This window comes from Streptomyces sp. NBC_00669 (genome assembly GCF_036226785.1).
Classification (GTDB): Bacteria; Actinomycetota; Actinomycetes; order Streptomycetales; family Streptomycetaceae; genus Actinacidiphila.
In genome coordinates, this window is the sequence record NZ_CP109018.1 from 3,411,331 (window position 1) to 3,426,835 (window position 15,505).

13 protein-coding genes and 1 pseudogene are annotated in these 15,505 nt (G+C 73.6%); 7 read left to right on the forward strand and 7 right to left on the reverse strand.

Features of this window, described 5'->3' with window-relative positions; genetic code table 11:
- Entirely contained in the window at positions 1-630 is a 630-nt protein-coding gene (locus OG896_RS13765) for a TetR/AcrR family transcriptional regulator (protein ID WP_329365426.1), read from the forward strand.
- Between the two features lie 56 nt (positions 631-686).
- Here OG896_RS13765 and OG896_RS13770 read toward each other — a convergent pair whose 3' ends face one another.
- Positions 687-2,720: a thioredoxin domain-containing protein gene (locus OG896_RS13770; RefSeq protein ID WP_329365427.1), complete on the reverse strand. Its 2,034-nt coding sequence runs from the start codon at positions 2,718-2,720 to the stop codon at positions 687-689.
- 165 nt (positions 2,721-2,885) lie between these two features.
- On the opposite strand from OG896_RS13770, the pseudogene OG896_RS13775 reads away from it, so the two are divergent.
- The 4 genes and pseudogenes from OG896_RS13775 to OG896_RS13790 form a co-directional block, all read left to right on the forward strand.
- A pseudogene (locus OG896_RS13775) lies at positions 2,886-2,978 on the forward strand (Uma2 family endonuclease); the annotation flags it as partial.
- A gap of 211 nt (positions 2,979-3,189) precedes the next feature.
- A complete protein-coding gene (locus OG896_RS13780; RefSeq protein ID WP_329365429.1) occupies positions 3,190-3,546 on the forward strand; it encodes a YciI family protein in 357 nt (118 codons plus the stop codon).
- A 123-nt stretch (positions 3,547-3,669) separates the two neighbouring features.
- A complete protein-coding gene (locus OG896_RS13785) occupies positions 3,670-5,118 on the forward strand; it encodes an RNA polymerase sigma factor (protein ID WP_329365430.1) in 1,449 nt (482 codons plus the stop codon).
- Between the two features lie 462 nt (positions 5,119-5,580).
- Positions 5,581-8,757, forward strand: coding sequence for a tetratricopeptide repeat protein (locus OG896_RS13790; RefSeq protein WP_443057248.1), 3,177 nt, complete (start codon positions 5,581-5,583; stop codon positions 8,755-8,757).
- A gap of 18 nt (positions 8,758-8,775) precedes the next feature.
- On the opposite strand, the gene OG896_RS13795 is transcribed toward OG896_RS13790, so the two are convergent.
- Together OG896_RS13795 and mca are read right to left on the reverse strand one after the other, a co-directional pair.
- Positions 8,776-8,994 (reverse strand): hypothetical protein, encoded by a 219-nt coding sequence (locus OG896_RS13795; protein WP_443057031.1) that lies wholly within the window; start codon positions 8,992-8,994, stop codon positions 8,776-8,778.
- A gap of 38 nt (positions 8,995-9,032) precedes the next feature.
- A complete protein-coding gene (gene mca, locus OG896_RS13800; RefSeq protein ID WP_329365432.1) occupies positions 9,033-9,905 on the reverse strand; it encodes a mycothiol conjugate amidase Mca in 873 nt (290 codons plus the stop codon).
- A 130-nt stretch (positions 9,906-10,035) separates the two neighbouring features.
- On the opposite strand from mca, the gene OG896_RS13805 reads away from it, so the two are divergent.
- Positions 10,036-10,464, forward strand: a complete 429-nt coding sequence (locus OG896_RS13805; RefSeq protein WP_329365434.1) for a DUF4307 domain-containing protein — start codon at positions 10,036-10,038, stop codon at positions 10,462-10,464.
- Between the two features lie 60 nt (positions 10,465-10,524).
- On the opposite strand, the gene OG896_RS13810 is transcribed toward OG896_RS13805, so the two are convergent.
- Positions 10,525-11,046, reverse strand: a complete 522-nt coding sequence (locus tag OG896_RS13810; RefSeq protein ID WP_329365436.1) for a hypothetical protein — start codon at positions 11,044-11,046, stop codon at positions 10,525-10,527.
- A 379-nt stretch (positions 11,047-11,425) separates the two neighbouring features.
- Here OG896_RS13810 and greA point away from each other — a divergent pair, with 379 nt between their 5' ends.
- Positions 11,426-11,923: a transcription elongation factor GreA gene (gene greA, locus OG896_RS13815; protein ID WP_328468522.1), complete on the forward strand. Its 498-nt coding sequence runs from the start codon at positions 11,426-11,428 to the stop codon at positions 11,921-11,923.
- A gap of 157 nt (positions 11,924-12,080) precedes the next feature.
- Here greA and OG896_RS13820 read toward each other — a convergent pair whose 3' ends face one another.
- From OG896_RS13820 to ilvA, 3 genes are all read right to left on the reverse strand, one after another.
- Positions 12,081-12,944, reverse strand: coding sequence for an ABC transporter permease (locus tag OG896_RS13820; RefSeq protein WP_328468520.1), 864 nt, complete (start codon positions 12,942-12,944; stop codon positions 12,081-12,083).
- Positions 12,941-14,026, reverse strand: coding sequence for an ATP-binding cassette domain-containing protein (locus OG896_RS13825; RefSeq protein WP_329365438.1), 1,086 nt, complete (start codon positions 14,024-14,026; stop codon positions 12,941-12,943). Before OG896_RS13825 ends, OG896_RS13820 begins: the two co-directional genes overlap by 4 nt.
- 214 nt (positions 14,027-14,240) lie before the next feature.
- The gene (gene ilvA / locus OG896_RS13830) at positions 14,241-15,461 is read right to left on the reverse strand and encodes a threonine ammonia-lyase (protein WP_329365440.1); all 1,221 of its coding nucleotides are present in this window, start codon (positions 15,459-15,461) and stop codon (positions 14,241-14,243) included.
- Between the last annotated feature and the right edge of the window lie 44 nt (positions 15,462-15,505).

A 15,505-nucleotide genomic window follows, 5' to 3' on the forward strand; every position in this document is an offset into this window, starting at 1 on the left:
ATGTGCCCTCGTACGACCCCCACCGACGTGCCCGCGCCCGGCCTGCGGGAACGCAAGAAGGTCAAAACCCGGCAGGCCATCCGCACGGCCGCGTACCGGCTCTTCGCCGAGCAGGGGTACGACGCGACGCCGGTCGACCAGATCGCCGCGGAGGCGGACGTGTCGCCCAGTACCGTCTTCCGCTACTTCCCCACCAAGGAGGACATCGTCCTCACGGACGAGTACGACGACGACATGGCGAGGGTGCTGCGCACCCGCCCGGTGGACGAGCCGGCGCTCGCCTCCGTGCGGCACGTGATGCACGAGGTGCTGAGCCGCATGCTCGACGACCCGCAGGCGCGGGACGAGATGGTCCGGCGCGAGGAACTGGTCCGGGACGTGCCGGCGATCCGCGCCCGCGCGCACGAGTCGATGTCCACGACCGGGCGGCTGCTCGGCGGGATCATCGCGGAGCGGACCGGGCGGCCCGCGGACGACCTGGAGGTCCGGGTCTTCACGACGGCGGTCTTCGGGGCGATCCACGAGACCACGATGTACTGGATCGAGCACCACCGGTCCGAGGACATGATCGAACTGCTCGACCGCACCCTCGGGTTGCTCCGCCGAGGTCTCGACATCCCGCCGACCTGACCTGAACCACCCCGCGCCCCCGGGACCGTGCCTACGGAGACGGGGGCACCGGGGGGTCAGGCGTCCACTCGGAGTTGGGAGCGCAGGGCGCGGGGGTCGGAGGTGGGGGCGTCGCAGACGAAGCGGCGGCAGACGTACGCCGCCGCGCGCCCTCCTCTGGTCGGGCGCCCCCGCAACAGCGGGAACTCCTCCGACCCCTCCTCCCCGATCGCCACCACGGCGCCGGGCGCGGCGCCCAGCAGCGCGGTGCGGTGCAACTCGTCGGTGAGCGGGTCCCCGACCGCCCCGACGACCGCGACCTCCCGCGGCCCGTCGAGCATCGCCTCGGCCACCGCGAGCCCCCACCCGACGAAGCGGGGTGCGCGGGCGGCCAGCGCCCCGACCACGCCGAGCGCCCGCTCCGCCGCGGTGCGGTGCCGCTCGGAACCGGTGTGCGCGGCATACGACAGCAGGGCGCCCGCCGCCGCGTTCCACCCGGAGGGCACCGCGTTGTCCGTCGGGTCCTGCGGGCGGCGGATCAGCGCCTCGGCGTCGTCGGCGGTGTCGTAGAGCGTGCCGTCGGGCGCGGTGAAATGCGCGAGCACCCCGTCCAGCAGCAGCCCCGCGAAGTCCAGCCAGGCGCCCTCCCCGGTCACGGAGGCGAGCGCGAGGAAGCCCTCGGCGACGTCGCCGTAGTCCTCCAGCACGCCCGCGTTGGTGCCGGGCGCGCCGTCGCGGGAGGTGCGCAGCAGCCGTCCATCGGGGTCGAGGTGGACGCGTACCAGCAGGTCGGCGGCGTCGACCGCGGCCTGCACCAGGTCGGGCCGGTCGAAGTAGGCGCCGGTCTCGGCGAGCGCGGCGATGGCCAGCCCGTTCCAGGCGGCCACCACCTTGTCGTCCCGGCTGGGCCGGGGCCGCCGCGCCCGGGCGGTGAGCAGCCGGTCGCGTACGGAGGCCACCCGGTCGGCGTCCACCACGCCGTTGCCCTGCGGGAGTTGGAGGACCGAGGCGCCCTCCTCGAAGGTGCCCTCCGGGGTCACCCCGAAGTAGCCGGCCGCGAACTCGCCGTCGGCCGGGCCGAGTTCGTCGGCGAGCTGGGCGGGCGTCCAGACGTAGTAGGCCCCTTCGACGCCGTGGCCGCTGCCGTCGTCGCTGTCCGCGTCCAGCGCGGAGGCGAACCCGCCCTCGGCCGTGCCGAGTTCGGTGACCATGAAGTCCGCGGTCTCCAGGGCGACCCGGCGGGCGAGGTCGGAGCCGGTGGTCCGCCACAGGTGTGCGTACACGCGGGTGAGCAGCGCGTTGTCGTAGAGCATCTTCTCGAAGTGCGGCACGACCCACGCATCGTCCACGCTGTACCGGGCGAAGCCGCCCGCGAGTTGGTCGTAGATCCCGCCGCGGGCCATCGCCTCGCAGGTGTCGCGGACCATCCGCAGGGCGCCCTCGGCGCCGGTACGGGAGTGGTGGCGCAGCAGGAACTCCAGCGCCATCGACGGCGGGAACTTCGGGGCGCCGCCGAAGCCGCCGTGCGTCTCGTCGTACGCCCTGGTCAGGCCGAGCAGCGCCGCGGCGAGTTCGCTCTCGCCCACGCCGCCGGTCGCGTTGCCATACGCCCCGGACCGCTCGGACAGTTCGCGTACGATCCGGCCGGCCACCTCGCCGACCTCCTCGCGGCGCTCCCGCCACGCGGCGACCACGCCCTCCAGCACCTCCCGGAACCCGGGCATGCCGCCGCGCGGGGTGGGCGGGAAGTAGGTGCCGAAGTAGAACGGCTCGCCGTCGGGGGTGAGGAAGACGGTCATCGGCCAGCCGCCCTGGCCGGTGGCGGCCTGCACGGCCTCCATGTAGACCGCGTCGACGTCGGGGCGCTCCTCCCGGTCCACCTTGACCGCGACGAAGTGCTCGTTCAGGTAGGCGGCGACCGCCTCGTCCTCGAACGACTCGTGCGCCATCACATGGCACCAGTGGCAGCTGCTGTACCCCACGCTCAGCAGCACCGGCACCCCCCGCTTGCGGGCCTCCTCGAACGCCTCGTCGCCCCAGGGCCACCAGTCCACCGGGTTGTCCGCGTGCTGAAGCAGGTACGGCGACGTCGCGTCACCAAGTCGGTTCACCCGGCCACTTTCTCACGCCGCCACGACCCTCCGCGCGCGCCGACGTGGAGGTGTCGTGACGGCCGCTCCACGACCCACCGTCACCGCGTCGCGCGTCCCTGGCCAGTACGCTGCGCACGCTGCCGTCGGACGGCGCCGGAGACCAGGAGGACCGGGAAGCGCACGATGAGTGCCGGGAGGGTCGTGCCCGCGTGGATGCACGAGCGGATCACGGCCCAGCAGTACGACTCGTGGTCGGCCGAGCAGTGCGCGGGCATTCCGTTCCACTGGCGGGTCGAGCGGGCGCCGGCGACCGTGGCGCTGGTCCACCGGTATGTGCTGTTTCCGGGCGCGTGCCCGGTCTTCGACGACCGCCCGGAAAAAAGTTCCGCGGGCGTGTCGATTCCGGGGTGGTCCGCTCGACGCACTGGTGGGAGCGGGAAGAAGTCCCGCGGCCGGAGGATCTCCGGACGGACCGAAGGAGCACGAGATGCGCTACATGATGCTGGTCAAGGTGGACCCCTCGAAGGCGCCCGCGGCGGGGCCGAGCGCGGAGATGATGACGGAGATGGGCAAGCTCATCGACGAGATGGCCAAGGCCGGGGTGCTGCTGGACACCGGGGGGCTGCGGCCCGCCGAGGAGGGCACCGTGCTGCACCTGTCCGGCGGGAAGCAGACCGTGCTGGACGGGCCGTTCACCGAGGCCAAGGAGATCGTCGGCGGCTACTGCATCGTGCAGGTGAAGTCGCAGGAGGAGGCCCTGGAGTGGGCGTCCCGCTTCTTGTCGGTGCACGACGACGAGTGGGAGCTGTCGTCGGAGATCCGGCAGATTGTGGAGCCGCAGTAACGCGATCCGCGCGTCGGGGGCGCCTGCCGTGCGCGGGCGCCCCCGGCTGCTGTCATGGGTCGGTACGGCGAGCACGGCGACGACGGCGGGCACGGCAGGCGGCGGGTGTGGCGGTATGACGGTATGACGGAGGAAGAGGGACAGGGGCAAGCGGCGGTGGACGGGCACGCCCGGTCCCGTACGGACCCGGGACGGGACGCGCATCGGGCTGTGGCCGCGGTGTGGCGGATCGAGTCGCCGCGGCTGGTGGCCGGGCTGGCCCGGCTGGTGCGGGACCTGGACACGGCGGAGGAACTCGCCCAGGACGCGCTGGTCGCCGCGCTGGAGCAGTGGCCGCGCGAGGGGGTGCCGCGCAACCCGGGCGCGTGGCTGATGACCACCGCCAAGCGGCGGGCGATCGACCAGATCCGCCGGGACGAGACGTTCGCCCGCAAGCTGCGGCTGCTCGCCCGCGAGCAGGAGACCGGGCCCGGGCCGGCGGACGTCGAGGAGGCGTTCGCACGGGCGGAGGACCCGGACGCGATCGAGGACGACCTGCTGCGGCTGGTGTTCACCGCGTGCCACCCGGTGCTGTCCCAGGAGGCGCGGGTCGCGCTGACCCTGCGGCTGGTGGGCGGCCTGACCACGGACGAGATCGCCCGCGCGTACCTGGTCGCGGAGCCGACGGTGGCGCAGCGGATCGTCCGGGCCAAGCGCACCCTCGCGAAGGAGCGGGTGCCGTTCGAGGTGCCCTACGGGCCGGAGCGGGCGCAGCGCCTCGCGTCGGTCCTCGAAGTGGTCTATCTGGTCTTCAACGAGGGCTACTCGGCGACCGCCGGCGACGACTGGACGCGTCCCGCGCTGTGCGAGGACGCGCTGCGGCTGGCCCGGGTGCTGGCGGGGCTGATGCCGGCCGAGCCGGAGGTGCACGGGCTCGCCGCGCTGCTGGAGATCCAGGCGTCGCGGTCGGCCGCGCGCGGCGGCGCCGAGCCGGTCCTGCTGGCCGACCAGGACCGGCGGCGCTGGGACATGCTGCTGGTCCGCCGCGGGTTCGCCGCGCTGGCCCGGGCGAACGCCGCGGCGCGGGAGCGGGGCGTGGCGCCGGGGCCGTACGCGCTCCAGGGCGCGATCGCCGCCTGCCACGCGAGCGCGCTCGACCCGGCGGACACCGACTGGGACCGGATCGCCGGGCTGTACCGGATGCTGGCCGCCCGTACCGGCTCCCCCGTGGTCGAGTTGAACCGCGCGGTGGCGGTCGGCATGGCGCGCGGCCCGGCCGCGGGCCTCGAACTGGCCGACGCGCTCGCCGACTCGGGCGCGCTGGAGGGCTACCACCTGCTGCCGGCCGTACGGGCGGACCTGCTGCTGCGGCTGGGGCGGGCGGCCGAGGCGCGCGAGGAGTTCGCCCGGGCCGCGGAGTCGACCCGGAACAACGCCGAACGGGCCCTGCTGCTGCGGCGGTCGGCGCAGGCGGGCGCAGAGGCGGAAGCGGGCGCGAAGACCGAGGTGGAGCCGGCGCCGGAACCGGGCAGGGAAGCAGGCAAGCGCGCCACCGCTGCCGCCGACAACGGGGTTCAGCCGCACGGCAGTTGACGCCCGCGGCCCGCACCGTGCGCGCGCCCGTACCGGCTCCGCCGCAGCGCCTGCCACCGGTCCGGCACCACGCCCGGTGGCGCCTGCGTCCGCCCGGCGCGCGCGGTGGGCTCCGGGTGCTTGTCAACGGTGCGCCGGAAACGGGGGGTTGAGGCGGGCCCGGTACGGGAACCTCCTACTACCCGTGGAGTGTGTTCACCACGGGGCCGGTAGGTAACGGGAGGGCATGTGGCGGAGTCGCGGATCGCGTTGCGGGCGGCGGACCGGGCCGAGGTGGAGCGGCTGCTGCGCCGAACGGTGGCCGAGCGGGGCGCCGGCGCCGGGAGCCCCGCGGGCGACACGCGGGCGCTGCTGGCGCGCGGCCGGAAGCAGTTGGACGACCTTGCGGGTGCCGCTCCCGAGGAGTACACCGCCTACCGCAAGGCGCTGCGCGAGGGCCGGGCCGCCTCCAACGTCTCGGCGATGGCGCCCGGTTCGGTGCCAGGACTCGCCGCGATCGTGGCCGCGGTGGTCGCCTTCGGCCTCGACCTCGGGCACGGGCTGTCGGCCGGCGCCGCCGTGATCACCGGCCTCGCCACCGGCGCCGCGACCTTCTGCGTGGCGGCGCTGCGCACCCTCCGGGCGCACCAGGCGCTGCCCGCCGGCGCCGCGCAGGCCAGGTCGGCGTGGCTGGCGGCGGTGGAGCAGCGCGGGATAAGGCCGTTCGTGCTGGACGCCCGGCCGGCCGCACCGGGCTCCGCATCCGGCTCCGCACAGAGCTCCGCACAGGGCTCCACGCAGGGCTCCGTATCCGGCGCGGGTGCCCCATCGATCGCCAGGCAGCGCACCGCCGCGCCCGAGCCGCCGCGCGCGACCGCGCCGCCGCCCACCCGCGGGCCCGCGCCCGCACCCGCTTCCCCGGCCCCGCCCGCACCGGTGCCGCCGCCCGTACCGGAGCGGGCCGCGGCCACCAAGGCGCGGCGCGGCGGGGATCGCAGCGCCGCCGCCCGGGCCCGGGCGGTCCTGGAGCAGTCGTTCGGCCAACTTCCGGAGACCGAGGGGCCGTTCGCCGGGCGGCGCGGCCACCTCGCCCAGATCGCGCAGTGGGTGCACCAGGCCCGCGCGTCAACTGCCGTACGCCCCACGGTCGTGGTCCTGCACGGCCCGGCCGGCGGTGGCCGCAGCGCCCTCGCGGTGCGCGCGGCAAGGGAGTTGAAGGACCAGTTCAAGGGCGCGTGCGTGGTGGACCTGCGCGGCGCGGGCGCCGCGCCGCTGCCGGTCAGGGACGCGCTGCTGCACCTGCTCAACCGGCTCGGCGCGCCCCGCGACCAGCTCCTCTTCCGGGAGCGGCCGGAGCGGCAGGACCAGGGCCAGCACATGCGCCGCCTCGCCGAGCAGTACCAGCAGCACCTGACCGGCGTGCCGGTGGTGATCGTGCTGGACGACGCGGCCGACGCCGAGCAGATCCGGCAGCTGGTGCCGGAGCGCTCCGAGAGCCTGGTGCTGGTCACCTCCGCCGAGCCGTTCGACCCGGATCTGCCGGGCGCGGTCGTGCATCACCTGCCGGTCGGCCCGTTGAACCTCGACGACACCTTCGAACTGCTCGGCGAGATCGCCGACGCGGCCGGTACCGACACCGCGCCGCCCGAACAGGCCGAGCGGCTGCGCGAGTTGACCGCGGGCCTGCCGATCGCGCTGCGGATCGCGGCCTCCGGGCTCGCCGAGCACGGCGGCGCGGCCGGACTGGCCGACGACATCGAGGTGTTCGGGCCGCGCGACCCGGTCGACCGGGTGCTCGCGCTGCGCTACCACGACCAGCCCGAGCCGGGCCGCCGCCTGCTGCGCCGCCTCGCGCTCGCCGGCCGGGCCAGTTTCGGGGCGGCCGCGGCCGCGGCGCTGCTGGCCACCGACGAGCAGGAGGCCGGCCGCCGGCTGGCCGAACTGGCCGCCGCCGGGCTGCTGGAGAACGTCCGCGGCAGCCGCTACCGGCCGCACGACCTGGTCCGGGCCTTCGCCGCGGAGCGGCTGCTCGACGAGGAGGACCCGGTCGAGCGGGCCGCCGCCCACGAACGGCTGATCCGCTCCTACGCCGACCTGGCCGACACCGTGATCCGGCTGGTCGAGGGGAAGACCTCGACCCGGGCCGGCCGGTTCGGGCCGCACGGCTTCGCCTCCCTCGAACTCGCGCTGCGCTGGCTGGACGAGGAGTCCTCGTTCATCACCGCCGCGCTGCGCGACACCGCGGGGGTGGACCAGTCCGCCGTGCAGGCGCTGCTGGGCGCGCTGTGCGACTACTGCCTGCTGCGCGGCGACCTGTACCGGCTGGGCGAGATCAGCGAGATGGCCCAGGCGCAGCAGGCCGCGGGGCTGCGCTCGGGCACCGAGGACGACCGTTCGGTGCTGGTGCGGTCGGTGCAGTGGCGGACCGGCATCGCGGCCCGGCAGCTCGGCGAGCTGGACCGTTCGAAGTCCACCCTCAGCGCGGTGGTGGACCTGTACTTCGAGGCCGAGCACCCGGCCGGCGCCGCCCGCGCGCTGGACAGCCTCGGCATCACCCTGCACCACCAGGGCAACCTGCGGGAGGCCGAACTGCGGCTGCGCGAGGCCGTCGACATCCAGGCGGCGCCCGGGCTGGAGGAGGACCGGGCCTGGACGCTGCACGCGCTCGCCGCGGTACTGCGGGACATGGGCCAGGTCGGGCAGGCGCTCGGGCTGCTCCAGGAGTCGCTGGCGCTGCACCGGGAGAACGAGAGCGTGCAGGGCGAGGCCTGGGCGCACCTCCAACTCGGCCAGGTCTACCTGCGGTTGGGCCGGCTGGCGGAGGGCGAGGAGGAACTGCGCGCGGCCGGGCGGTCGTACGCCCTGGCCCGTGACCCGCGCGGCACCGCGTGGACGCTCACCCAGCAGGCCCGTGCGCGGCTGATGCGGGGCGAGGCGCGGGAGGCCGCCCGCGACCTGGACGAGGCGGTGCAGCGGCACCGGACCAGTGAGGACGCCCGCGGCGAGGCGTGGACGCTGTACTACCTCGGGCACGCGCTGGAGGAGAGCGGCGACACCGACGCGGCGCTGCGCACCCTGGAGCGGTCGCGCAGCATGTTCTCCCGGATGCGGGACGTCTACGGGCTGGCGTGCGCCCGGCACCACTCCGCGCGGGTGACCCGGGACCAGCGGGCGGCCCGCACCGGGAACCTGCGCAACAGCGGGTTCGCCCGGCAGCTGCTCCAGGACGCCCGGCAGGACTTCCGGCGGATCGGGGTGGAGCACGGCGAGGCGTGGTCGTGCGTGGAGCTGGCGGTGATCGACGCGGGGAACGGGCGGCTGCTGGAGGCGCTGACGCTGCTGGACGAGGCGGCGGAGCTCTTCGCCTCGCTCGGGGACCGGCGCGGCCACGACTGGGCGGTCTTCCTGCGGGCCACGGTGCTGCCGCTGCTGCCGCCGGACCCGGCCGGGCCCGACGGCACCACCCGGGCCCGTGAGGAGCTCCAGGCGCTGCTGGCCGAGTCCTTCCCCGAGCGCGACCCCGATCTCACGGAGTACGCCGAGGCGCACCTGCTGCTGCTCGCCCGCGGTTCCATCGTCCCCGGGTCGCCCTGGGACGCGTGGAGGCTGGGCATGACCCCGACGAGGTCTGCCCGGATGGTGATGGCGGTCCCGACGTAGCGGCGGGCCGCCGCGCGGTTACTCCCGCGCCGCCGGGATCTTCGGCTTCGTGTCGGGAGCCGGCTGCTCCTCGAAGTCGATCTTCTTCATCTGCTTGTTCATGTTCTTCATCAGCGCCCACAGGCCCACCGCGATCACGGCGAAGACCACGAACCCGAGCAGCCCTGGGGTCACCTTGTTCTTGTCGAGCTCCTGGGCGAGCGGGACAAGGTGGTGGAGGGCGTGGTAGTCAGTCACGCCCTCCATTGTTGCTCAGGCCCGCGAGGCCCCGGAGGTCAGGCCCCGCGAACGCCCGCGAACAGGTCGTCCTCGGGCAGGGAGACGTCCACCCGGGAGCGGGCGAGTTCGTAGTCCTCGGTGGGCCAGACCTCGCGCTGGACGTCCATCGGGACCCGGAACCAGCCGCCGTCGGGGTCGATCTGGGTGGCGTGGGCGAGCAGCGCCTTGTCACGGATCTCGAAGAAGTCGCCGCACGGCACGTGGGTGGTCAGGTTGCGCTCGGGCCGGTCGGACTCCTCGAACCGCTTGATCCAGTCCTCGTACGGGGACTCCAGGCCGCGGGCGAGCAGCGCCTCGTGCAGGGCGAGCGTGCGGGCCTTGTTGAAGCCCTGGTTGTAGTAGAGCTTCGAGGGGGTCCAGGGCTCGCCCGCCTCGGGGTAGCGCTCGGGGTCCCCCGCCGCCTCGAACGCCACCACCGAGATCTTGTGGGTCATGATGTGGTCGGGGTGCGGGTAGCCGCCGTTCTCGTCGTAGGTGGTGATCACCTGCGGCCGGAACTCGCGGATGAGCTTCACCAGCGCGCCGGCCGCGGTGTCCACGTCCTCCAGGCCGAAGCAGCCCTCGGGCAGCGGCGGCAGCGGGTCGCCCTCGGGCAGCCCCGAGTCCACGTAGCCGAGCCACGCCTGCTTCACGCCGAGGATCTGCCGGGCCTCGTCCATCTCCTTGGCCCGGACCTCGTGGATGTGCTCCTCGATATAGGCGTCGCCCTGGAGCTTGGGGTTGAGCACGGAGCCGCGCTCGCCGCCGGTGCACGTCGCCACCAGCACGTCGACCCCCTCTGACACGTACTTGGCCATGGTGGCCGCACCCTTGCTCGACTCGTCGTCGGGGTGGGCGTGCACGGCCATCAGTCGAAGCTGATCGGTCAAGGCTGGCTTCCTTAGGTCTCCGGTCTTCACAACAGTGTCGAACCCCCTCCGAAGTCACCCGGGGGAACCTCCCTATAGTGACGGGAGACGGGGGCGAATAATTCCGCGGTTCCCCGACGGAGGGACGATCATGACGGCCGTGCAGCCTGGCCCGGCACCCGCGCTGCCCGAAGGGCGTTACGGCGGCGACCCGGACGCGGACGCCCGCAAGGACCGCGCCCTGCGCAGGGCCGCGGTCGTGCTGGGCGCGCTCCTGGCGGTCGGCATCGGCTACTTCGCCTGGCACTCGCTGACCGGGAACAAGATCAGCGCGCAGGTCGTCTCCTTCAAGGCGGTGACCGACCACTCCCTGCAGATCCACCTCGAAGTCCACAAGGGCGCCGGCACCGTCGCGATCTGCACGGTCCGCTCCCAGGACACCGACCACAACGAGGTCGGGCGCAAGGACGTACGGATCACCCAGCACGCCAAGGACGTCGACACGATCGTGACGCTCCGCACCACGGCGCTGGGCACCACCGGCGAACTCGTGGGCTGCCAGACCGCGAAGAACAGCTGACGAGCAGCCGGAGGACGGCCGAAGGGCAGGCCCCGGGCCGGCCGCCCGGCCCCGCTCCCGTCAGTGGCTGAGCACGTTCGCGCCCACGATGAACAGGCCGATCAGCACGTCCACGCCGCCGACCCGGCAGGACGGCCCCCAGCCCTGACCCGCCGCGCGGGCCGCCCACAGCCCCCATCCGAAGAGCGTCGCGGTGTTGACGATCAGGACGACGCTGGTGCCGCCGCTCTCGCTCCACCACCCGGCGGACGCGCCCAGGAGCACGAACAGCGTCGGCATCACGGCGGCGACCAGCGGCCACTCGTCCCGCATCGACCGGAGCGTCTCGACGGTGGCCTTCTTGCCGCCGCCGGCCGACCAGTGGGAGATGGTGTGCGCGTAACCGTGGGCCGCGGCCGCCGTGACCGCGGCCAGCAGAATCCACAGCGCGTCGTAGCCGGGGTTGGGCTGGCCGGTGTCGTGGTCGAGGGCGGACGCGAGGGAACTGGCGAGCACCGTCCCGTACACGCCGCCGAACAGCAGGCGCTGCCGCGGCACGCCCAGGGTCGTGTAAGCCGTGTCCCGGCTCGGGCTGTCCGGCACGCTGCCACCCTTCGCGCAGTACGGTCGCTCCGCACGATGTAACCGCATGTGGGGCATATCTCCCCGCACCCGGCCGGGGGCGCCGCCGCATGTCGGCCGCGCGCCGAGCGGCACGCGCCAGAAGGGCTCCACGAGGCCCGGAAACGCGTTCGAGGCGCGTGCGGGACGCGCCCGGGGCCCCGCCCGGTGCCCGACCGGGACGCGCCCGGGACCCGCCCGCCGGCCGCCGAGTGGCCGCGGACCGGCAGGACGAGGCCGCCTCGCCGGTCAGGAATTGTTAGGCTCGTGGTTTCGTCCCTGCACCGGCTGGCAATGCACTTGTTCACCGGAAAGGGACACGCATACGCACACCGCATGACAGTACCGACGAGGAGCACCTGTGACCCAGACCAGCGACAACGTCACCTGGCTCACCCAGGCGGCGTACGACCAGCTCAAGGCCGAGCTGGAGCATCTGTCTGGTCCGGCCCGCGCCGAGATCGTCGCCAAGATCGAGGAAGCCCGTCAGGAAGGCGATCTCAAGGAGAACGCCGGCTACCACGCGGCGCGTGAGGACCAGGGCAAGCTGGAGCTGCGCATCCGGCAGCTCAACCAGATCCTGGAGACCGCGAAGGTCGGCGAGGCGCCGGCCGACGACGGCGTGGTGGCGCCCGGCATGGTGGTGACCATCGCGTTCGACGGCGACCCGGACGACACGCTGACCTTCCTGCTCGGCTCGCGCGAGGGGGTCGGCAGCGACCTCGACACGTACTCGCCGCAGTCGCCGCTCGGCCGGGGTGTGGCCGGCAAGCGCAAGGGCGAGGACGCCACGTACGAGCTGCCGAACGGCAAGACGGCGGCGGTGAAGGTCCTCGACGTGAAGCCGTACCAGGGCTGAGCCCTCCGCGCGGCGCCGCCCTCGCGGCACGCATGACGCAGCCCCGGCCGTCGGGTGACGGCCGGGGCTGCGTACGTGTACGGCGTACGTCCGGGGCGCGGGCGCACCGGCGCGTACGGCCTGCGTACGGGCCGCGTACGGCCTCGTACGGGACCGGCTAGGAGGCCGCGGAGCGGTACTTGCGCACCGCGAGGGTGCGGAAGATCGCCACGATGACCACCGACCAGGCCAGCGAGGCCCACACCGGGTGCTCCATCGGCCAGGCCGAGGACTTGACCACGCCCGGGTTGCCGAAGAGCGTGCGGCTCGCCTGGACGGTGGCGCTGAACGGGTTCCACTCGGCGATGTGCCGCAGCCACGGCGTCATGTTCTCCGGGGAGACGAACGCGTTGGACACGAAGGTGACCGGGAAGAGCCAGACCAGGCCGCCGGAGGTGGCCGCCTCGGGGGTGCGCACCGACAGGCCGATCAGCGCGCCGATCCAGGAGAAGGCGTAGCCGAGCAGCAGCAGGAGCGCGAACGCGCCGAACATCTTCGGCACGCCGTTGTGGATGCGCCAGCCGACCAGCAGTCCGACGCAGGCGAGGACGACCACGGTCAGCGCCGTCTGCACCAGGTCGGCGAGGGTACGGCCGGTGAGCACCGCGCCGCGCGACATCGGCAGCGAGCGGAACCGGTCGATCAGGCCCTTGTGCATGTCGTCGGCGATGCCCGCGCCGGCGCCCGCGGTGGCGAAGGTGACGGTCTGCGCGAAGATGCCCGCCATCAGGAAGTTGCGGTAGTCGGAGGCGTTGGACGACCCGCCGACGGCGACCGAGCCGCCGAAGACGTAGCTGAACAGCACCACGAACATGATCGGCTGGAACAGGCCGAAGATCACGACCTCGGGGATGCGCATCATCCGCAGCAGGTTGCGCTTGGCGACGACCAGGGAGTCGTGCAGGGAGCCCAGCACGCCGCCGCGCGGGGTCGGCGCGAGGGTGGCGTGCGGGGTCTCGGGGGTGCCGGTGACGGCGCTCATTTCGTGCTCTCCTTCGCCGAAGCGGCCTGCTGGTCGTCACCGGAGCCGGATGCCGAACCGGAGCCGGAGCCGGAGCCGGAGCCGGAGTCGGAGCCGGCGCGTTCGGCGGCCTCCGCGGCCTGCGCCTCGGACTCCTCGGCGGTGTGCCCGGTGAGGGAGAGGAACACGTCGTCGAGGGTGGGGCGGCGCAGCCCGATGTCGTCGATCTCGATGCTCTCGGCGTCGAGGTCGCGGATCACCTCGGCCAGCAGCTTGGCGCCGCCTGCGACCGGCACGGTGACCTTGCGGGTGTGCTGCTCGACGGTGACGGCGTCCCGGCCGCCCTTGCCGTGCCGGACCAGCACGGCCACGGTGTCCTCGATCCGGCCCTGGTCGTGGGCGACGACCTCGATCCGCTCGCCGCCGGTCTGCGCCTTGAGCTGGTCGGAGGTGCCGCGGGCGATCACCAGGCCGTGGTCGATGACGCAGATGTCGTGCGCGAGGTGGTCGGCCTCCTCCAGGTACTGCGTGGTGAGCAGCAAGGTGGTGCCGCCGGCCACCAGTTCCTGGATGACCTCCCACAACTGCTGCCGGTTGCGCGGGTCGAGCCCGGTGGTGGGTTCGTCCATGAACATCACCGGCGGGCTGACCACGAGGGCGGCGGCCAGGTCGAGCCGGCGGCGCATACCGCCGGAGTAGGTCTTGGAGACGCGGTTGGCGGCGTCGGCGAGGTTGAACCGCTCCAGCAGTTCGTCGGCGCGCGCCTTGGCCCGCTTCGCGTCGAGCTGGTAGAGCTGCGCGACCATCTGCAGGTTCTCGCGGCCGGTGAGGTACTCGTCGACGGCCGCGAACTGGCCGGACAGCCCGATGTGCCGGCGGACCTCGTTGGGGTGCTTGAGCACGTCGATGCCCGCGACGACGGCCTTGCCGCTGTCGGGGCGGAGCAGTGTGGTCAGGACCCGGACGGCGGTGGTCTTCCCCGCGCCGTTGGGCCCGAGCAGGCCGAGGACGGTGCCTTCCGGCACGTCGAGATCCACTCCCCCCAGTGCTCTGACGTCTCCGAAGGTCTTGACCAGACCTTCGGCGTAGATGGCGCCCGCCATGTCTTTCGCTCCCGTCGGTGATCTGTGTGTGCGCGTACGCGGGACGCGTACCGGGGCGGCAGCCGCGTGCCCGCGGCCGGGCCCGCTGCCTCGTGCCCGTTCGACCGGTGCGCCGACCGGAACTCATCGGTCGACGGGCGTCTTCGCGATAGTCCGCGAGCATGCCAGACGCGATATATCGCGTCAACCGGTTTTCCCGGGCCGCGCCGCCCGCTCAGCCGATCACCCGGTAGCCGGCGTCCTCCAGGACCGTCGCGACCACCGCGCGGTGCTCGGGCCCCTTCGTCTCCAGGTGCACCTCGACCTCCGCCTCGGTGAGGCCGAGCCGCGGGTCGGTGCGCATGTGGCTGATGTCGAGCACATTGGCATCCGCCTCTGACAATGTGCTCAACAGCCCGGCCAGCGCGCCCGGTCGGTCGGTGAGCCGCAGCCGCAGCGACAGGTAGCGGCCGGCCGCCGACATGCCGTGCCGCAGGATGCGCTGCATCAGCAACGGGTCCACGTTCCCGCCCGACAGCACCGCCACCACCGGGCCCTCGAGGGACCGCGGCGCCGCCAGCAGCGCCGCCACCGAACTGGCCCCGGCCGGCTCCACCACCAGCTTCGCCCGTTCAAGACACAGCAGCAGCGCCGACGACAGGTCGTCCTCGGAGACCGTCACCACGTCGTCGACCAGCTCCTTGACCAGCGCGAACGGCACGTCGCCCGGCCGGCCGACCATGATGCCGTCCGCCATGGTCGCCACCGAGCCCAGCGCTATCGGCCGCCCCGCCGCGAGCGAGGGCGGATACGCCGCCGCGCCCGCCGCCTGCACCCCGACGACCCGCACATCCGGCCGCAGTGCCTTGATCGCCACCGCCATCCCCGCCACCAGCCCGCCGCCGCCGACGCCGACCACCACGGTCCGCACCTCGGGGCACTGTTCCAGCACCTCCAGGCCCACCGTGCCCTGCCCGGCGATGATGTCCGGGTGGTCGAAGGGGTGGATGAACACCGCGCCGGTCCGCTCCGCGTACGCGATCGCCGCCCGCAGCGTCTCGTCGACGACCGTGCCGTGCAGCCGGACCTCGGCGCCGTAGTCGCGGGTCGCGGCCACCTTGGGCAGCGGGGCGCCCATGGGCATGAACACCGTCGAGCGCACGCCGAGCAGCGACGCGGCGAGCGCGACGCCCTGCGCGTGGTTGCCGGCGCTCGCGGCCACCACGCCGGCCGCGCGCTCCTCCGGGCGCAGCCCGGCGATCCGCACGTACGCGCCGCGGATCTTGAACGACCCGGTGCGCTGGAGGTTCTCGCACTTGAGATGCACCGGCGCCCCGACCAGCGACGACAAGTGGCGGGAGGTCTCCATCGCGGTGATCCGGGCGACCCCGGAGAGCATCTTGTGGGCTCCGCGCACGTCATCCAGGGTGATCGACCGGAGCCGATTGTTGTCCATGCGCCCAGTCTCGCAGTCCGACCTCGCGATCCCGGCCAACCCTT